15 protein-coding genes and 1 tRNA gene are annotated in these 18,169 nt (G+C 64.7%); 5 read left to right on the plus strand and 11 right to left on the minus strand.

Annotated features, from left to right (window positions below; genetic code table 11):
• Positions 1–107: 107 nt before the first annotated feature.
• The 4 genes from glmM to C7411_RS19315 all read right to left on the minus strand — a co-directional run bounded on the left by glmM (position 108) and on the right by C7411_RS19315 (position 5,328).
• On the minus strand, positions 108–1,460 hold the full coding sequence (gene glmM / locus C7411_RS19300; RefSeq protein ID WP_110387349.1) for a phosphoglucosamine mutase: 1,353 nt from the start codon (positions 1,458–1,460) through the stop codon (positions 108–110).
• A gap of 101 nt (positions 1,461–1,561) precedes the next feature.
• The gene (gene folP, locus C7411_RS19305; protein ID WP_373682681.1) at positions 1,562–2,476 is read right to left on the minus strand and encodes a dihydropteroate synthase; all 915 of its coding nucleotides are present in this window, start codon (positions 2,474–2,476) and stop codon (positions 1,562–1,564) included.
• Between the two features lie 110 nt (positions 2,477–2,586).
• On the minus strand, positions 2,587–4,473 hold the full coding sequence (ftsH, locus tag C7411_RS19310; protein ID WP_110387351.1) for an ATP-dependent zinc metalloprotease FtsH: 1,887 nt from the start codon (positions 4,471–4,473) through the stop codon (positions 2,587–2,589).
• A 192-nt stretch (positions 4,474–4,665) separates the two neighbouring features.
• A complete protein-coding gene (locus C7411_RS19315) occupies positions 4,666–5,328 on the minus strand; it encodes an RlmE family RNA methyltransferase (RefSeq protein ID WP_110387352.1) in 663 nt (220 codons plus the stop codon).
• A gap of 273 nt (positions 5,329–5,601) precedes the next feature.
• Here C7411_RS19315 and C7411_RS19320 point away from each other — a divergent pair, with 273 nt between their 5' ends.
• The gene (locus C7411_RS19320; protein WP_110387353.1) at positions 5,602–6,147 is read left to right on the plus strand and encodes a YhbY family RNA-binding protein; all 546 of its coding nucleotides are present in this window, start codon (positions 5,602–5,604) and stop codon (positions 6,145–6,147) included.
• A 55-nt stretch (positions 6,148–6,202) separates the two neighbouring features.
• On the opposite strand, the gene C7411_RS19325 is transcribed toward C7411_RS19320, so the two are convergent.
• The 6 genes from C7411_RS19325 to gloB all read right to left on the minus strand — a co-directional run bounded on the left by C7411_RS19325 (position 6,203) and on the right by gloB (position 15,194).
• Positions 6,203–6,664: a DUF4149 domain-containing protein gene (locus tag C7411_RS19325; protein WP_110387449.1), complete on the minus strand. Its 462-nt coding sequence runs from the start codon at positions 6,662–6,664 to the stop codon at positions 6,203–6,205.
• Between the two features lie 87 nt (positions 6,665–6,751).
• Positions 6,752–7,228 carry a transcription elongation factor GreA gene (gene greA, locus C7411_RS19330; RefSeq protein ID WP_042261359.1) on the minus strand — a complete coding sequence of 159 codons (477 nt, stop codon included), beginning with the start codon at positions 7,226–7,228 and terminating at the stop codon, positions 6,752–6,754.
• Positions 7,229–7,446: 218 nt separating this feature from the next.
• Positions 7,447–10,701, minus strand: a complete 3,255-nt coding sequence (gene carB / locus C7411_RS19335; RefSeq protein WP_110387354.1) for a carbamoyl-phosphate synthase large subunit — start codon at positions 10,699–10,701, stop codon at positions 7,447–7,449.
• 147 nt (positions 10,702–10,848) lie between these two features.
• Positions 10,849–11,985: a glutamine-hydrolyzing carbamoyl-phosphate synthase small subunit gene (carA, locus tag C7411_RS19340; RefSeq protein ID WP_110387355.1), complete on the minus strand. Its 1,137-nt coding sequence runs from the start codon at positions 11,983–11,985 to the stop codon at positions 10,849–10,851.
• A 573-nt stretch (positions 11,986–12,558) separates the two neighbouring features.
• Positions 12,559–14,202 (minus strand): transglycosylase SLT domain-containing protein, encoded by a 1,644-nt coding sequence (locus C7411_RS19345; protein WP_110387356.1) that lies wholly within the window; start codon positions 14,200–14,202, stop codon positions 12,559–12,561.
• A gap of 155 nt (positions 14,203–14,357) precedes the next feature.
• Entirely contained in the window at positions 14,358–15,194 is an 837-nt protein-coding gene (gene gloB / locus C7411_RS19350; protein WP_110387357.1) for a hydroxyacylglutathione hydrolase, read from the minus strand.
• Positions 15,195–15,214: 20 nt separating this feature from the next.
• Here gloB and C7411_RS19355 point away from each other — a divergent pair, with 20 nt between their 5' ends.
• From C7411_RS19355 to C7411_RS19370, 4 genes are all read left to right on the plus strand, one after another.
• Positions 15,215–16,108, plus strand: coding sequence for a class I SAM-dependent methyltransferase (locus C7411_RS19355; RefSeq protein WP_110387358.1), 894 nt, complete (start codon positions 15,215–15,217; stop codon positions 16,106–16,108).
• Positions 16,105–16,554, plus strand: a complete 450-nt coding sequence (rnhA, locus tag C7411_RS19360; RefSeq protein ID WP_110387359.1) for a ribonuclease HI — start codon at positions 16,105–16,107, stop codon at positions 16,552–16,554. Before C7411_RS19355 ends, rnhA begins: the two co-directional genes overlap by 4 nt.
• A gap of 58 nt (positions 16,555–16,612) precedes the next feature.
• Positions 16,613–17,359, plus strand: a complete 747-nt coding sequence (dnaQ, locus tag C7411_RS19365; protein WP_110387360.1) for a DNA polymerase III subunit epsilon — start codon at positions 16,613–16,615, stop codon at positions 17,357–17,359.
• A 48-nt stretch (positions 17,360–17,407) separates the two neighbouring features.
• A tRNA-Val gene (locus C7411_RS19370) sits at positions 17,408–17,482 on the plus strand.
• Between the two features lie 136 nt (positions 17,483–17,618).
• On the opposite strand, the gene C7411_RS19375 is transcribed toward C7411_RS19370, so the two are convergent.
• The gene (locus tag C7411_RS19375) at positions 17,619–18,080 is read right to left on the minus strand and encodes a DUF2214 family protein (RefSeq protein WP_110387361.1); all 462 of its coding nucleotides are present in this window, start codon (positions 18,078–18,080) and stop codon (positions 17,619–17,621) included.
• Between the last annotated feature and the right edge of the window lie 89 nt (positions 18,081–18,169).

The raw sequence follows: 18,169 nt of genomic DNA on the forward strand, positions 1-18,169 counted from the left end.
GTCGCGACGCCGAAAAAATCGCACAAAACGTTGAGCACGACGGCGGAGTGCGAGTCGTGCTCAACAGTTCGGGGCGTCACTCAGTCGCGCAATTCAATAGCCGGCGCTCAGGCGATCGAACGCTTGACCACGCTGGCGATCGCCTCGGCGTAATGCACCGCGTCGCGCTCCTCGCGGGCCTCGACCATCACGCGCAGCACGGGCTCCGTGCCCGAAGCGCGGATCAGCACGCGGCCCTTGCCTTTCAATTCCGCCTCGGCGGAAGCGATCGACTGCTGGATGCCGGCGTTGCCCTTCCAGTCGGCGCCCTGCGCGATGCGCACGTTGATGAGCTTCTGCGGAAACAGTTTCACGCCGTCGAGCAGTTGCGCGATCGTGTTGCCGCTGCGCTTCATCGCTGCGAGCACGAGGAGCGCCGAGACGATGCCGTCGCCGGTCGTGTGACGGTCGAGCGACAGAATGTGGCCCGAGCCTTCCGCGCCGAGCTGCCAGCCGCGCTCGCGAAGTTGCTCCAGCACGTAGCGGTCGCCCACGTTCGCGCGCACCAGCTGCACGCCGAGGCCTTCGAGCGCCTGCTCCACCGCGAGATTGGTCATGAGCGTGCCCACCGCGCCTTCCACCTTGCCGTCGGTCGCGATGCGGTCCTTCACGAGCACGTAGAGCAGTTCGTCGCCGTTGTAGAGGCGGCCCTGTGCATCGACGACCTGGAGACGGTCGGCGTCGCCGTCGAGCGCGATGCCGAGGTCCGCGTGATTCGCGCGCACGGCGCGCACGAGCGCGTCGGGCGCGGTCGCGCCGACGCCGTCGTTGATATTGAAGCCGTTCGGCGACACCCCGATCGGAATCACGTCCGCGCCCAGTTCGTGGAACACGTGCGGCGCGATGTCATAAGCCGCCCCGTTGGCGCAATCGATCACGAGCTTCAGGCCGCGCAGATTGAACGCCTGCGGGAACGTGCTCTTGCAGAACTCGATGTAGCGCCCGCCCGCGTCGTGCAGGCGGCGGGCGCGGCCAAGCTGCTCGGAGGGCGCGCAGGCAAGCGGCTGCGCGAGCTGCTCCTCGATCTGCGTCTCCACCTCGTCGGGGAGCTTGTTGCCGTCGGCGGAGAAGAACTTGATGCCGTTGTCGTAGTAGGGATTGTGCGACGCGCTGATCACGACGCCCGCGGCAAGCCGCAGCGCGCGCGTGAGATAGGCGATGCCAGGCGTCGTCATCGGACCCGCCAGCATCACGTCGATGCCCGCAGCGGACAGCCCCGCTTCCAGGGAGGCTTCGAGCATATAGCCCGAAATACGCGTGTCCTTGCCGATCAGCACGGACGGGCGCGGCCCGGACGCCGCCGCCGAGCCCGCGAGCACCTTGCCCGCGGCGTAGCCTAGCCGAAGTACGAAATCGGGCGTGATCGGCGCCTCGCCGACCTTGCCGCGCACCCCATCAGTTCCGAAATAACGACGTCCCATCTTCCTACCCCTCGGTTTGGTGCTGCTTTGTCCTGTATTGTGGCCGCCCGCATCCGCTGCGACGCAACTTTGCGCCCGGGCGCGGCCTGCCGGGCAATCGCTCAGCCTTGTGTATCCGACGTCCCGGCGGACTTCGCGTCGCACATCGCCGCCCAGATCCTGAGTGCGTCCACGGTGGGCGCAACGTCGTGCACGCGAATGATCGCCGCGCCGCGCTCTGCCGCGCACACGGCCGCTGCCACGCTCGCCGCCACGCGCTCGGGCGCGGGCCGGTTCACGATCGCGCCGAGCATCGACTTGCGCGACATGCCGGCCAGGATCGGATACGGCGCGACACCTGCGGCAACCTCAGGCGCCGTCTCAGGCAGGTGCGCAAGCAGCGCGTAATTGTGCTCGACCACCGACTTGCCGAAACCGAAGCCCGGATCCACGCTGATGCGCGCCTTCGCCACGCCCGCCGCTTCGAGTTCGGCGCAACGCCGGGCGAGAAACTCGCGCACTTCGCGCACGACGTCCACGTAGTCCGGCTCGCCCAGCTGCATCGTCTGCGGCTCGCCGAGCATGTGCATCACACACAGCCCACAGTCGCTCTCGCGCACGGCCTCGATCGCGCCGGGCATGCGCAAACCCCAGATGTCGTTGATCATATCGGCACCTGCCGCAAGCGCCGCGCGCATGACTTCGGGCTTGTACGTGTCGATCGACAGCGGCACGTTCGCGCCCTTGAGCTTTTCCACGAGCGGAATCACGCGTTCGAGTTCCTCGTCGAGCGGCACGGGCGGCGCGCCCGGGCGCGTCGATTCACCGCCAATGTCGATGATATCGACGCCGTCGAGCATCATCTGCTCGGCGCGGCGCAAAGCGTCGCCGAAAGCGAGATAGCGGCCGCCGTCGGAAAACGAGTCGGGCGTGGCGTTGAGGATTCCCATGACGAGCGGACGCTCGAACGTCAGCGTGAAACGGCCGCACGCGAGCGGCTCAGGTGGGAGACTACCTTGCGAAGAGATATTGGGCACGTCAGAAAACGTCAGATGTGTAACGAGATGCGGCGGGACAGCGGCACGCGAGAAATGCAAAACGGGCCGATGTGAACATCACACCGGCCCGCAACTTTACTCGATAAGGATCACGCCGGTGCGGTGGCGCTACCGGGCTTGACCTCGGTGCCCGTGCTGCCGCCCGACGACGCGTCGCCCGGCGACGGCGTGCTCTTCGGCGAACGCGGCGGACGGCCGGCCATGATGTCGTTGATCTGGTCGGCATCGATCGTTTCCCACTCCATGAGTGCCGCGGTCATGGCTTCGACCTTGTCGCGGTTCTCGTCGAGCAGGCGCTTCGCGAGGTTGTACTGCTCGTCGAGCACGCGGCGGATTTCCGCGTCGACCTTCTGCTGCGTCGCTTCCGAGATCGCGCGGGTGAAGCCCTTGCCGAACGGGCCGCCATCGCTGTCGTCGTCGGCGTAGACCATCGGTCCGAGCGCGTCCGTCATGCCAAAGCGCGTCACCATGGCGCGGGCCGTTTGCGTGGCCTTGTTGAAGTCGTCCGAGGCGCCCGTACTGATCAGGTTCATGAACAGTTCTTCCGCCACACGGCCGCCGAACAGGATGGCCAGACGATCCAGCAGATAGTCCTTCGAATACGTTTCGTTGTCGTGCTCGGGCAGCTGCCACGTGACGCCCAGCGCGCGACCGCGCGGAATGATCGTGACCTTGTGCACCGGGTCCGCCTTCGGCAACAGCTTCGCGATCACCGCGTGACCCGACTCGTGGTACGCCGTGGCGCGCTTCGCTTCTTCGCGGATCACCGCCGACTTGCGCTCCGGACCCATGAAGATCTTGTCCTTCGCGTCTTCGAAGTCCTGCATCTCGACAATGCGCTTGCCGCGGCGCGCCGCGAAGAGCGCGGCTTCGTTCACGAGATTCGCGAGGTCGGCGCCCGAGAAGCCCGGCGTGCCGCGAGCGATCACCGCTGCATCGACGTCGTTCGCGATCGGCACCTTGCGCAGGTGCACCTTCATGATCTGTTCGCGGCCGCGGATGTCCGGCAGGCCCACGTAGACCTGGCGGTCGAAACGGCCCGGACGCAGCAGCGCCTTGTCGAGCACGTCCGAACGGTTGGTCGCCGCGATCACGATGACGCCCGAGTTCGCCTCGAAGCCGTCCATCTCGACCAGCATCTGGTTCAGCGTCTGCTCGCGCTCGTCGTTGCCGCCGCCCATGCCGGCGCCACGATGGCGGCCGACCGCGTCGATTTCGTCGATGAACACGATACACGGCGCATGCTTCTTGGCCTGCTCGAACATGTCGCGCACCCGGGCCGCGCCCACGCCGACGAACATTTCGACGAAGTCCGAACCCGAGATGCTGAAGAACGGCACCTTCGCTTCGCCGGCGATGGCGCGCGCAAGCAGCGTCTTACCCGTACCCGGAGGGCCGACGAGCAGCACGCCGCGCGGAATGCGTCCACCCAGCTTCTGGAATTTTTGCGGATCGCGCAGGAAGTCGACGAGTTCGGACACTTCTTCCTTGGCTTCGTCGCAGCCCGCGACGTCGGAGAAGTTGACCGCGTTGTTGTTCTCGTCGATCAGGCGGGCGCGCGATTTACCAAAGGAGAACGCCCCGCCTTTGCCGCCCCCCTGCATCTGTCTCATCATGTAGAACCAGAACACGATGATCAGTATCGTCGGCCCAAGGTAGTACAACGCCGAAACGAGCGCATTCGGTTCTTCGTCGGCCTTGCCGCTCACCTGCACGCCGTATTTCATCAGGTCGCCAACCATCCAGATGTCGCCTGGCGAGACGATCTGGTATTTCTGGCCGTCAGCCGGAGTGACCGTGAGGTTCCGCCCCTGCACCACGACACTCTTGACCTTGCCGGCCTTCGCGTCGTCCATGAACTGCGAGTACGAAACGCCTTCCTGGACACGGGGCTTGTCGAACTGCTTGAACACCGTAAACAGCACCAGTGCGATTACCAGCCACACTGCTGCCTTCGAAAACATGTTGTTGTTCAAAGCACCACTCCTTCACTCATAGATGGGCGCCTACATTTGCCTTGCGACACCACCAAAGCATTCTAATCCAGTACACGGGCCCCTGCCATAACGTTTCGCTACCGCAGGAATAGCCCGAGCGCCTTGTCCCGACCGCCTCTCGGGGTCATTGTGCGACCAGATTGCGCCTTTTGCACGGCAATCATGCCCCGTTTAACGGGGACGCTTCAGATGTCTACCCAAAATAAACGTTTCGGACGATTTATCGCGCGAAGCCTTCGGTTTGCGCGCCGCCACGACCTTGAACTGCTGCTTGAACTTCTCGACGATCTGACTGTAACCGCTGCCGTGGAAGCATTTGACTAAAAGGGCTCCATCGGATTTCAGGTGATTCTGCGAAAACTCGAGCGCGAGATCGCACACGTGCTCGATGCGCGCCGCGTCGGCCGACGCGACCCCTGAGAGATTGGGCGCCATGTCCGAAATTACAAGGTCGACCGGGCGGCCGCCCACCAATTCTTCCAGTTGCGCGAGCACGTCGTCCTCGCGGAAGTCGCCCTGCAGGAACTGCACATCGGAGATGGGTTCCATTGGCAGGATGTCGAGCGCGATGATCGTGCCGTCGATACCGCCGGGCCGCTGGTCGTCGCGCTTCGTGCCCTGCGCGAGCTTGTTGCGGGCGTACTGGCTCCAGCTGCCGGGCGCGGCGCCCAGGTCCACGATCACCATGCCGGGGCGGATCAGCTTGTCCTGCTCGTCGATTTCCTTGAGCTTGTAGGCAGCGCGGGCACGATAGCCCTCCCGCTGCGCCATTTTCACGTACGGATCGTTGATATGGTCGTGCAGCCACGACTGGTTGAAGCGATTTTTTGCCATTAAAGATGAACTCTTGCTGCGTGATTCCGCGCTTTTAGCGGATAATACGCGTTTTATTCGTGCGGCCGTCGCGGCCCGCCTGGCCGGATGTTCGTTGCTCCGCCGGCGTTTTTTGCCCGCGCCCTGCCGTTCCCCACGGTTTTCCGTTGTTCCGACGCGCTTCGCCCGCTGGCGCTCCGCTCTTCGCGGAGCGCATTTACGTCTGCCCAGGTTATCAATGCATGCCTGTCGACCCGCGCGGCGCCGTCATTTTAGTCGAGTCTGCCACATCCCATGCCCGCCCTCACTCTTTCCGCCGAGCAGCGCTCCGAGCTGCGTTCCCAGGCTCACGCGCTCAAACCGGTCGTGCTCATCGGCGCCGAGGGACTGACCGACGCCGTCCTCAAGGAAATCAAGGTTCACCTTGCCGCGCACCAGCTCATCAAGGTGCGCGTGTTCGGCGACGAGCGCGAAGAGCGCCTCGCGATCTACGAAGAGATCTGCGATCGCCTGAGCGCCGCCCCGATCCAGCATATCGGCAAGCTGCTCGTCATCTACAAGCCCGAGGAAGCCCGCGCGAAGGCTACGACCGCGCGCGCCGGCGCCCGCGGCACCGTGTCGCGCCCGGCCGCCGACGTACCGAGCGCGCGTGAAGCGGGCAAGCGTGGCGCCGCGCCCCGCATCGTCAAGGTCGTCAAGGCCAGCGACAACCCCATGCGCAAGCCGAAGGCGCAAAAGGTGACGGTCAAGGGCAACGAGCGCGTCACGCAAGGCGGCAACATCAAGCGCGCCAAGAAGCGCCAAACCAGTTCCAAGCGGGCCCACCAGGGTTCGAAGTAAAAAAGCGCGGCCTTCGAGCCGCGCTTTTTTTCGCCTGACCGGCTTCAGGCGACTGTCAGCGCGGAGCGGTTTCCACGCGCTGCACCAGCGTGCCGCGTGCCGAAGGCAACAGCCAGACGAGCCACGCACCCAGCAGGCTCTGCACGAGATAGAACAGGCTCGACACGCCGTGCAGCAAGCCGAAGCGGCTCGCATACGGCGAACTGGCCACATCCATGCCCGCGCTCATCGCTTGAACGCGCAACGCGTTCATGAACGGCTGCAGCGCAAAATAGCCGATCAGCACGCACAGCAGCATGGCGGCCAGAATCCAGCGCAGCCGGCGATAGCCCAGCGCGCCGCGGCGCGCGAGCACGCTCGAGAGCCCGAGCAGCAGCACGCCGCACACCACGCCGATCAGGCCTTCGAGTCGAAAGAGCTGCGCGGCGAGCTCGCCGGCCACCACCCTCTCGAGCGACGCGAACAGGATGGGCGCGACCGCATAGCCGATGGTCAGCTGGCTGCCGACCCACAACATGGCCAGCAGCCCGAAGAGCCGGTGCGGAACGAGTGAAACGGAAGTGGCGGAACCCACATGGCTTGCAGTACTCACGTCGATGCGCCCTCAGACGTAGCGAACCTCGATGACCTCGTACTCGCGCACGCCGCCGGGGGCCTGCACTTCGGCGACATCGCCTTCGGACTTGCCGATCAGTGCGCGCGCGATGGGCGAGCTGACCGAGATCAGGCCGTGCTCGAGGTCGGCCTCGTCGTCGCCGACGATCTGGTAGGTCACGGTCTTGCCCGAATCGAGGTCTTCGAGATCCACAGTCGAGCCGAACACCACGCGGCCGTCCGCTTCGAGCGTGGCCGGGTCGATGATCTGCGCGGCCGCCAGCTTCGACTCGATCTCGGCGATGCGGCCTTCGATGAAGCCCTGCTTTTCCTTGGCGGCGTCGTATTCCGCGTTTTCCGACAGATCGCCCTGCGCACGGGCTTCCGCGATCGAATTGATGACCGCCGGACGCTCGACGGATTTCAGGCGCTGCAACTCTCCGCGGAGTTGGTCTGCACCGCGCTTGGTCAAGGGAATCGTGCTCATAAACAACTCGTACGGCCCACGAGGGCCTAAAGAAGGCCGCGCCACGCACGCTCGTCGCGCGCGTTGCGGCCATAAAAAAATTCCGCGGTTAAGTGCATCCCGCGAGGGCGGCTGCGCGGTCTGGCGCAGCCTGAAAACCCTGTTGGGACGCCGCTTAACCGCGGCACATTCAGCTTTTTTAGCCTGCCTCGTCGAGTGTTGGACAGACAATCGAAGCCTTAGTTTAGGCGAGCATGGAGGCCTTGTAAATCATAGACTTCCAGGTTCTTCAGGTAGCGCAGCCCCTCGACGGCCGCACGCGCCCCCGACATCGTCGTGTAGTACGTGACCTTGTTGGCCTGCGCGCTCATGCGGATCGAACGCGAATCGGCGATCGCCGAGCGGGTTTCGTCGACGGTCGTGAAGACGAGCGAAATCTCGCCATTCTTGATCATGTCGACGATGTGCGGACGACCGTCCTTCACCTTGTTCACGACCTTCACCGGCACGCCGGCCGCCTCGATCGCGGCAGCCGTGCCGCGCGTGGCGACGAGTCCGTAGCCGAGTTCGTGCAGCATGCGCGCGACTTCCACGGCCTTGGGCTTGTCGGCGTCCATCACCGTGATGAAGACGGTACCCGACTCCGGCAGGCGCGAGCCCGCTGCGAGCTGCGACTTGAAGAGCGCTTCGCCGAAGGTCTTGCCCACGCCCATCACTTCGCCGGTGGAACGCATCTCGGGCCCGAGCACCGGATCGACGGTCGGAAACTTGATGAACGGGAACACCGCTTCCTTCACGCTGAAGTACGGCGGCACGACCTCCTTCGTCACGCCCTGCTGCGCCAGCTTCTGGCCGACCATCGCGCGCGCCGCGATCTTCGCGAGCGGCAGGCTGGTCGCCTTCGAGACGTACGGCACGGTACGCGAAGCGCGCGGGTTCACTTCCAGCACGTAGATGATGTCCTTCTTCGAGCCGTCGTCCTGCGGCACCTGCTGGATCGCGAACTGAACGTTCATCAGGCCGACCACGTTCAGCGCCTTGGCCATCGCGGCCGTTTGACGCTTGAGTTCGGCGACCGTCTCCTGCGACAGCGAGTACGGCGGCAGCGAGCAGGCGGAGTCGCCCGAGTGCACGCCCGCCTGTTCGATGTGCTCCATCACGCCGCCGATGAATACTTCCGTGCCATCGGAGATGCAGTCCACGTCGCACTCGATCGCGTCGTTCAGGAAGCGGTCGAGCAGCACCGGCGAATCGTTCGACACCTTCACGGCCTCGCGCATGTAGCGCTCGAGGTCGCGCGGCTCGTGGACGATTTCCATGGCGCGGCCGCCCAGCACGTACGACGGACGCACGACGAGCGGGTAGCCGATTTCGTCGGCGAGCTTGAGCGCTTCGTCTTCGGCGCGCGCCGTGCGGTTCGGCGGCTGGCGCAGGTTCAGGTCCTGCAGCAGCTTCTGGAAGCGCTCGCGGTCTTCGGCCGCATCGATCATGTCCGGCGACGTGCCGATGATGGGCACGCCGTTCGCTTCGAGGTCGAGCGCGAGCTTCAGCGGCGTCTGGCCGCCGTACTGCACGATCACGCCAACCGGCTTTTCCAGATCCACGACTTCGAGCACGTCTTCGAGCGTGAGCGGCTCGAAGTACAGGCGGTCGGACGTGTCGTAGTCGGTCGAAACGGTTTCCGGATTGCAGTTGACCATGATCGTTTCGTAGCCGTCTTCGCGCATGGCGAGCGCGGCGTGCACGCAGCAGTAGTCGAACTCGATGCCCTGGCCGATCCGGTTCGGGCCGCCGCCCAGCACCATGATCTTCTTGTTGGTCGTCGGGTTCGCCTCGCACTCTTCCTCGTAGGTCGAGTACATGTAGGCGGTCTTCGTCGCGAATTCGGCGGCGCAGGTGTCCACGCGCTTGTAGACAGGGCGTACGTTCAGCTCGATACGGCGCTTGCGCACGTCGGTCGCGTTGCTGCCGAGCAGCTTCGCAAGACGGCGATCCGAGAAACCGCTCTGCTTGAGGTAGCGCAGCTCGTCCTTCGAGAGGCTTTCGAGCGTGCAGCCCTTGACCGCCTCTTCCTTCCTGATGATCTCTTCGATCTGCGCGAGGAACCACGGGTCAATCGCGGTTTCTTCGAAGATCTCTTCGCGCGTCATGCCCACGCGGAACGCGTCGCCCACGTACCAGATGCGGTCCGGACCGGCTTCGCCGATCTCGCGGATGACCTCGTCGCGGCTCGTGGTCTTTTCGTCCAGACCGTCGACGCCCACTTCGAGGCCGCGCAGCGCCTTCTGGAACGACTCCTGGAACGTGCGGCCGATCGCCATCACTTCGCCCACCGACTTCATCTGCGTGGTGAGGCGCGGGTCGGCTTCGCGGAACTTCTCGAACGCGAAACGCGGAATCTTCGTCACGACGTAGTCGATGGTCGGCTCGAACGATGCCGGCGTCTGACCACCGGTGATTTCGTTCCTGAGTTCGTCGAGCGTGTAGCCCACGGCCAGCTTCGCGGCGACCTTGGCGATCGGGAAACCCGTAGCCTTCGAGGCCAAAGCGGACGAGCGCGACACGCGCGGGTTCATTTCGATCACGATCATGCGGCCCGTGCGCGGGTCGATCGAGAACTGGACGTTCGAGCCGCCCGTATCCACGCCGATCTCGCGCAGCACCGCGAGCGACGCGTCGCGCAGGATCTGGTATTCCTTGTCGGTGAGCGTTTGCGCCGGCGCGACCGTGATCGAGTCGCCGGTGTGGATGCCCATCGGGTCGAGGTTTTCGATCGAGCAAACGATGATGCAGTTATCCGCCTTGTCGCGGACCACTTCCATCTCGTATTCCTTCCAGCCGAGCAGCGATTCTTCGATCAGCAGCTCGCGCGTGGGCGAGAGGTCGAGACCGCGCTTGCAGATCTCTTCGAACTCTTCGCGGTTGTAGGCGATACCGCCGCCCGAGCCGCCGAGCGTGAACGACGGACGGATCACGACCGGGTAGCCGCCGGTGCCGGTGGCTTCGGCGATCTCGCCTTGCACCTTGAGCGCCTCTTCCATCGAGTGCGCGACGCCGGACTTCGCCGAACCGAGACCGATCCTCGTCATCGCGTCCTTGAACTTCTGGCGGTCTTCGGCCTTGTCGATGGCTTCCGGCGAAGCGCCGATCAGCTCGACGTTGTACTTCTTCAGCACGCCGTGATGGTGCAGGTCGAGCGCGCAGTTCAGCGCGGTCTGGCCGCCCATCGTCGGCAGGATTGCGTCGGGGCGCTCCTTCTCGATGATGCGCTCCACCACTTCCCACGTGATCGGCTCGATGTAGGTGACGTCGGCCGTGTTCGGGTCGGTCATGATCGTCGCCGGATTGCTGTTGACGAGGATGACCTTGTAGCCTTCTTCACGCAGCGCCTTGCATGCCTGCGCGCCCGAATAGTCGAACTCGCACGCCTGGCCGATGATGATCGGACCCGCGCCGATGATGAGAATGCTCTTGATGTCTGTCCGCTTGGGCATAACGCTCTCGCTAAATATTCCTGTGTCTTTTACGTCTGGCGGCTCGCTGCTTTCCTTGCCAGCCGCCCGGATGCGCGCGTGGGCCGTGCTTCAAACCGGCTCGCTGCGCACCCCGCTCTGCTCTTTCGCTTCGGCTGTGCGCGGCGCTTATGCCTTCGCCTTGTCCATCAGCGCCGTGAAGCGATCGAACAGATAGCCGATGTCCTTCGGGCCGGGCGACGCTTCCGGGTGACCCTGGAAGCAGAACGCGGGCTTGTCGGTCAGCTCGAAGCCTTGCAGCGTGCCGTCGAAGAGCGATACGTGCGTGACGCGCGCGTTCGCGGGCAGCGTGGCGGCGTCCACTGCGAAGCCGTGGTTCTGCGACGTGATGACGACGCGGCCATCGGCCAGATCCTTCACCGGATGGTTCGCGCCGTGGTGGCCCGTCTTCATCTTCAGGGTCTTCGCGCCGACGGCGAGGCCCATGATCTGGTGACCGAGGCAGATGCCGAACGTCGGGATGCCGCGCTCGATGAAGGTTTGCGTCGCCTTGATCGCGTAGTCGCACGGTTCCGGATCGCCGGGGCCGTTCGAGAGGAACACGCCGTCGGGGTTCAGTGCGAGCGCGTCTTCAGCCGTCGACTGCGCCGGCAGGACCGTGACGTCGCAGCCGCGCTCGGCCAGCATGCGCAGGATGTTCTGCTTCACCCCGTAGTCGAATGCGACGACCTTGTACTTCGGCGCCGACTGCGTGCGGTAGCCTTCGCCCAGACGCCATTCCGTGGTGTTCCACGGGTACGGCTTGCCGGTCGAGACGACCTTGGCGAGGTCCATGCCCGCGAGGCCCGGGAACGAGCGCGCGAGTTCGATGGCCTTGGCTTCGTCGTCGGAGCCCGCGAGGATCGCGCCGTTTTGCGCGCCCTTGTCGCGCAGGATACGCGTGAGCTTGCGCGTGTCGATGCCGGCGATGGCGACCACGCCTTCGTCCTTCAGATACTGGCCGAGCGAGCGCTCCATGCGGAAGTTCGAGGCGAGCACGGGCAGGTCGCGGATGATCAGACCGGCGGCATGGACTTTCGTGGCTTCGACGTCTTCGGCATTGACGCCGACGTTGCCGATATGCGGATACGTGAGGGTGACGATCTGGCGAGCGTAGCTCGGGTCGGTCAGGATTTCCTGATAACCGGTGATGGCCGTGTTGAACACGACTTCACCGATCGTATGACCCGGCGCGCCGATCGAGTAACCACGAAAGACCGTGCCGTCGGCGAGCGCGAGCAGAGCGGGAGAGAATGACGGCAACACGGGAGACTCCTTGGGGGAGCACCCTGTGCCGACCTGTTATCCGACGTTGCGATCTTGCGACCTGGGAGCGGCTGCGGCGTCGGCATCCGTTTCTGTGAGGATCAGGATGCGCGCGCGGCTCGCTCGCTTGTGCGACCTCATCAGCGGTCGACCGTTGGGGCGCCGGGCCACGAGCGCGCGTTGGTGACGCAGGATCGGGCGGCAGCCGGCCAGTTGACGATGAAGCGCGGGCGGCGGATGAACGGATGGGAGGAGGTAGGCGCTAGGGTGCGGGTTGATAAGCTCAAACCTTGAAATTATAGCGCGAAAGTCACCTTTCCTTCAAATTTCACGATGACGCTGGCGACGGGAAGCATGCTCGCAGCCCTGTGCGCGGCCCTTTCCACTATAGCGGGCGGGGGCGCGGCGGCAAGCGTCGCCCGCAATCACGCCCTTTATTTTTGGCACCCGCCAATGAAAACGCCGCCACCTGGCGAGGTGACGGCGTCAAACACAACAAAAACGGAAAAGTGATCGGAGCGAAATACCATGCGCTGCCCCCGCAACGCATGTTTGAGCACCCTTCGCCAGCCGCTATTTTGTATGGTGCTTCTGCGCGTGGGTTTCGGCCTTCGGGCGGCTCGCCGCACCCTTCGACGCCTTGCTGGGCGCAGCGCTGACCGTCCTGGCCTTGACCGGTTCGGAAACCTTGACCACCTCGGTGCGCGCGCGACCGTGCTTCTTATCGTATCGCGACTTCGACCCGGTGTCTGCAACGCGGGTGCCGATTCGCTGCACGCCACCGCCAGAAACGTTCGTTGCCAGACGTTCCGGACCCGGCTCGCTCGGCATCGCCTTGTTGACCGGCACGTGCAACACCAGCACCTGGCCCGGCGCAACGGAGTCGCGACGGGTCTTGTTCCATGCCTTCAACTGGCCGAGCGACACGCCATAGCGGCTCGCCACCGCTTCCATCGACTGCTTGCGGCGGATGCGGATCAGCATCTTGCGCGTGTCGGGCACGTCCGGCTCCATGGCCAGCACGGCGCTTTCCGCCACGTCGGCACTGATGTCCTCGTCGTCGCCGTCGTCGGTGCGCGGCACCACGAGCGTCGAGCCGGCCTTCAGGCGCATGCCCGCCGGAATCTTGTTCACCGACATCAGCGTGTCGGCGTCCACGCCGATCTTCTGCGCGATCGCCGCCGGCGTGGCGCGCGAGTCGGTCGTGTAGACGGTCCAGGACGAAAGCTGGCCGGAATAGGCCTTCAGGTTGCGCTCGAACGCGCTCGCGTTGTCGAACGGCAGCAGGATCTGCGGGTCGGTCGCGCCGAGAATCACGGGCTTCTTGAACGACGGGTTGAGCGAGCGGAACTCGTCCGTCGTCATGTTCGCGAGCTTGGCGGCGACGTCCACGTCGATGTCGTGCGAGGTCGTCACCGTCACGAAATACGGGTGGTTCGGAATGGACGGCAGCGTGAGCCCGTACTGCTGCGGGTTCATCACGATATTCTTGACTGCCTGCAGCTTCGGCACGTAGTTACGTGTTTCGCTGGGCATGCGCAGGCTCTGGTAGTCGGTCGGCAGTCCCGCCGCCTCGTTGCGCGCGATTGCGCGCTGCACGTTGCCCTCGCCCCAGTTGTAAGCGGCCAGCGCGAGATACCAGTCGCCGAACATGTCGTGCAGGCGCGAGAGATAGTCGAGCGCGGCGCTCGTCGAGGCCAGCACGTCGCGGCGCTCGTCCTGCCACATGTTCTGCTTGAGGTTGTAGGTGCGGCCCGTGCCCGGCACGAACTGCCACATGCCGGCGGCCTTCGCGACCGACAGCGCCTGCGGGTTGTAGGCGGACTCGATGAACGGCAGCAGCGCGAGCTCGGTAGGCATGTGACGCGCCTCGAGCTCTTCGACAATGTGATAGAGGTACTTCTGCGAACGCTCGGTCATGCGCGCGACGTAGTCCGGCCGTTGGGCGTACCAGTTGGCGTTCATGTCGACGAGGTCGCTCTGCAGGTCGGGCATCTGGAAGCCGCGGCGAATGCGCGCCCAGAGGTCGGCATCGGGGCTGGTGAGCTGATCGACCGAGCCTTGATCGACGTTAATGGTTTCTTTTGCTGCGGAGGTCTTACGAATGAGGTCGGCGTTGGCCTGGGCGTTGGTGGGTGCCTGAGAAGTCGCAGACGGCCCCCCGCTCGCACAGGCGGCGAGCATGAGGACCAGCAGCGCACTGATTATGAATCGCATGAAAATCTACATCCGCATGGCTGGAATTTGCAGCCGATAGTACGGAACGCGGCGGTTTCCGTCAATCGGAATTAATGGGAAAAAAAGCCATGAAATCCGCAGCTTGGGCGTGATTCCATACGATTGGGTTGAGCATGCCCCCTGACCTTGCTGGGTCAGCGGAACCGATTCTTCCATTCACGCATCATTGCGAAAGCCGCCAGCCGGTCCGGCACCGGTTCGTGCAGCGCCTCGGTGAGAGCGGCTTGCACCGACGCATCACCCGCGCGCAGGAAAGGATTGACGGCGCGCTCGTGCGCGATCGTCGTGGGCAGCGTCGGCACGCCGCGCTCGCGCAGCGCCGCCGCTTCGCGGCTCCAGTCGCGCAGATCGGCGTTGCCGGGATCGCAGGCGAGCGCGAAGCGAATGTTCGACAACGTGTATTCGTGCGCGCAATGCACATGGGTGTTGCCGGGCAGGGCCGCGAGCGCGTCGAGCGAGTCGAGCATCTGCGCGGGCGTGCCCTCGAAGAGGCGTCCGCAGCCGCAGGCGAACAGCGTGTCGCCGCAGAACACGTGCGGCGTGCCGGCTGCGTCCGCTGCCTGGAAATACGCAATGTGGCCGCGCGTATGGCCCGGCACGTCGATCACCGTCAAGTCGAGCGCGGGCGCGTCCAGATGGACGGCGTCGCCGCCCTTCAGGCGCGTGACGAACGCATCGAGCGGGCCGAGCGCCTCGCCGGCCGGACCGTAGACGGGCACGCGAGCGTCGGCGAGCAGGTCCGCCACGCCGCCGACGTGGTCGTTGTGGTGATGGGTGAGTAAAATAGCGACGAGCCGCCAGCCGCGCTTCGCGAGATACGCGCGAACCGGAGCGGCGTCGCCCGGATCGACGGCAACGGCATTCCGGCCGTCCGAAACGACCCAGATGTAATTGTCTTCAAAAGCCGGAACCGGTACGTACTCGTAGGCGCACGCATCGTTCGAACGCGCGTACTCAAGCGGACTCTTCATGGGGCGACGTATTCTTCGACATGTCTGACCGATTGATTATAGACTGGCCCGCCTGGAGCGCCTCGCCCGCCGGCAGGTATGTGCTCGGCTGGGAGCAGGAGCAGCTCGACCGCGTGGTATCGAACATATTCGGCTACCATGCGCTGCAGCTCGGCCTGCCTCAGCTCGACGCCCTGCGCGAGAACCGCATGTCGTGCCGCGGCCTCGTGCTCGACGCCGCCAGTGCCGCAAGCGCCCCCTACTCCATACCCGGCGCGTCGGCCCAAGCGCATCCGAACGGCGGGCAAACGTCGCCCGGCACGGGCAGCGCAATACCAGGCCGCCCCCCGGTAGACGGCGGCGGTTCGTTGCTTCACGCGCCCGCGGGCCGCAGCACCGTCTGGTGCGACTATCTCGATCTGCCGTTCGAGGCGCAGAGCGTCGACCTCATCGTGATGCCGCACACGCTCGAATTCACGAGCGACCCGCACCGTCTGCTGCGCGAAGCCGAACGCGTGCTGATGCCCGAAGGACAACTCCTGATCGTCGGGTTCAACTCGCTTTCGCTGTGGGGCGCGCGCCAGTCGGTCGGCAAGCTGACTGGCCATCCGTTCCTGCCCGCGCGCCAGGACCTGATCGCCTTCACGCGCCTGAAAGACTGGATCAAGCTGCTTGGCTTCGAGCTTGAACGCGGGCGCTTCGGCTGCTATCGTCCGCCGCTCGCGACGGACCAGTGGCTCGGCCGCTACGGCTTCATGGAAGCCGCCGGCGACCGCTGGTGGCCGATTTTCGGCGCTATCTACATGGTGACGGCGATCAAGCGCGTGCGCGGCATGCGCCTCGTCGGCCCACTGAAGGTCAAGAAGCCGGTGCTGGCCGCAAGCCTGAAGCCCGCGGCCACCACCCCTTCCCCAACACGCAACAAGGACTCATGAGCACACCCGACTTCGTCGAAATCTTCACGGACGGCGCCTGCAAGGGCAACCCGGGCCCCGGCGGCTGGGGCGCGCTGCTGCGCTTCGGCGCGCAGGAAAAGGAACTGTTCGGCGGCGAGGCCGGCACGACCAACAACCGCATGGAACTGATGGCGGTGATCGCCGCACTCGACGCGCTCAAGCGCCCGTGCAAGGTGATCGTGCACACCGACTCGCAATACGTGCAAAAAGGCATCAGCGAGTGGATTCACGGCTGGAAGAAGAAGAACTGGATGACGGCCGCCAAAACGCCGGTCAAGAACGACGACCTCTGGAAGCGACTGGACTCGCTCGTCGCCAGGCACGAGATCGAGTGGCGCTGGGTGAAGGGTCACGCCGGCCATCCGGAGAACGAGCGCGCCGACGCGCTTGCGAACCGCGGCGTCGCCACGCTCGCCGAACTCTGAGACCCGCTTTCCGGGACCGCCGCGCGCGGCCGCCTCACGCTTTCACGTTTTACAAGACATGCGCCAGATCATTCTCGATACCGAAACCACCGGCCTGAACGCCCGCACGGGCGACCGCATCATCGAAATCGGCTGCGTCGAGCTGGTGAACCGCCGGCTCACGGGCAACAACCTGCACTTCTACGTGAATCCGGAGCGTGACAGCGACCCGGGCGCACTCGCCGTGCATGGCCTCACGACCGAGTTCCTCTCCGACAAGCCGAAGTTCGCCGACGTCGCCGACGAGATCCTCGACTTCATTCGCGACGCGGACATCATCATCCACAACGCGCCGTTCGACATCGGCTTTCTCGACGCCGAACTCGCGCTGCTCGGCAAGCCGGCGTTCAGGGAACACTGCGGCGAGGTGATCGACACGCTCGTGCAGGCCAAGCAGATCTTTCCCGGCAAGCGCAACTCGCTCGACGCCCTGTGCGATCGTTTCGGCATCAGCAACGCGCACCGTACGCTGCACGGCGCGCTGCTCGACTCGGAACTGCTCGCCGAGGTCTACCTGGCGATGACGCGCGGCCAGGAAAGTCTCGTCATCGACATGCTGGGCGAGAACGCCGCGCCCGGTGCGGCCGCCGCGCCGCGCATCCAGCTCGAGTCGATCGATCTGCCGGTGATCATGGCGAGCGAGGAAGAAATCGCCGAACACAACGCCGTGCTCGACGGTCTCGACAAGGCGATCAAAGGGACGTCGGTTTGGCGCGCTGCGCCGGCTCCCGCCGAAGCCAGTTCGGCCGATGCGCAAAATGCTTAAAAAGGACTTTACAAGATCGGAAACACCTTGCATAATCTCACTCTCTTCGGGTGGTTAGCTCAGCGGTAGAGCACTGCCTTCACACGGCAGGGGTCACTGGTTCGATCCCAGTACTACCCACCAGAATTCCTGGTGTTGGTAACGACAAACACCGAAGAATAAAATGCCTCGTTGCGCAAGCAACGAGGCATTTTGCTTTGGGCTTCGGCTTTGCGCGGGCTTCCTGCGTTGCGAACTGGACTTGAGAACTGCGCGCGCCCTACTCGCCAGTGTCGAGGCCGATGCCGCGCGCCATGCCCGTGGCCGCGAACACCATCACGACGAGCAAAAGCGTCTGCCATCTGCCGATGCGTGCGTATTTCGACGCACCGGTGAGATCCGGCACGTCGCCGCGCCGCACGGCGATGCGCCAGCGCAGCAGCGCCATCACGGGTGCGATTTCGAGCAGAAGGATCAGCACGAGCGCGCCCATCTTCACGAGAAAGAGCGGTTCATGGAGGTAATACTCAGCGCCCTTCTCGAAGCCGCCGAAGGCACGCATTCCACCCGTGACGATCAGGACGACCGCGGAGCCGCCCCAGCCGTTGTCGGCGCTGAAGATCATCGGCAGGTCTTCGGTGGACGTGCAGCGGCGCAGGCCGCGCGTGCGCCGCAGGATCGAAGCGAGCGCGAAGCCGAAGGCGAGCAGATGAACGGCGGCGAGCAACCAGCGTATCAGCATTGCAACTCCTTCCAGTGGACGACAGGAACGGCAAGCAATGGTAAAGCGGCTCGAGCGCGGACGTGGCGCAATGCGGCCAGGCCGCGGGT

The sequence above is a fragment of the Paraburkholderia silvatlantica genome (genome assembly GCF_003096715.1).
Taxonomy (GTDB): domain Bacteria; phylum Pseudomonadota; class Gammaproteobacteria; order Burkholderiales; family Burkholderiaceae; genus Paraburkholderia; species Paraburkholderia silvatlantica.

Bases quoted from the DNA above. Each gene is read 5' to 3' on its own strand.
- glmM (WP_110387349.1), bottom strand. From the start codon at position 1,460: ATGGGACGTCGTTATTTCGGAACTGATGGGGTGCGCGGCAAGGTCGGC.
- C7411_RS19315 (WP_110387352.1), bottom strand. From the start codon at position 5,328: ATGGCAAAAAATCGCTTCAACCAGTCGTGGCTGCACGACCATATCAAC.
- C7411_RS19320 (WP_110387353.1), top strand. From the start codon at position 5,602: ATGCCCGCCCTCACTCTTTCCGCCGAGCAGCGCTCCGAGCTGCGTTCC.
- C7411_RS19325 (WP_110387449.1), bottom strand. From the start codon at position 6,664: ATGTTGTGGGTCGGCAGCCAGCTGACCATCGGCTATGCGGTCGCGCCC.
- greA (WP_042261359.1), bottom strand. From the start codon at position 7,228: ATGAGCACGATTCCCTTGACCAAGCGCGGTGCAGACCAACTCCGCGGA.
- carB (WP_110387354.1), bottom strand. From the start codon at position 10,701: ATGCCCAAGCGGACAGACATCAAGAGCATTCTCATCATCGGCGCGGGT.
- C7411_RS19345 (WP_110387356.1), bottom strand. From the start codon at position 14,202: ATGCGATTCATAATCAGTGCGCTGCTGGTCCTCATGCTCGCCGCCTGT.
- gloB (WP_110387357.1), bottom strand. From the start codon at position 15,194: ATGAAGAGTCCGCTTGAGTACGCGCGTTCGAACGATGCGTGCGCCTAC.
- C7411_RS19355 (WP_110387358.1), top strand. From the start codon at position 15,215: ATGTCTGACCGATTGATTATAGACTGGCCCGCCTGGAGCGCCTCGCCC.
- rnhA (WP_110387359.1), top strand. From the start codon at position 16,105: ATGAGCACACCCGACTTCGTCGAAATCTTCACGGACGGCGCCTGCAAG.
- dnaQ (WP_110387360.1), top strand. From the start codon at position 16,613: ATGCGCCAGATCATTCTCGATACCGAAACCACCGGCCTGAACGCCCGC.
- C7411_RS19375 (WP_110387361.1), bottom strand. From the start codon at position 18,080: ATGCTGATACGCTGGTTGCTCGCCGCCGTTCATCTGCTCGCCTTCGGC.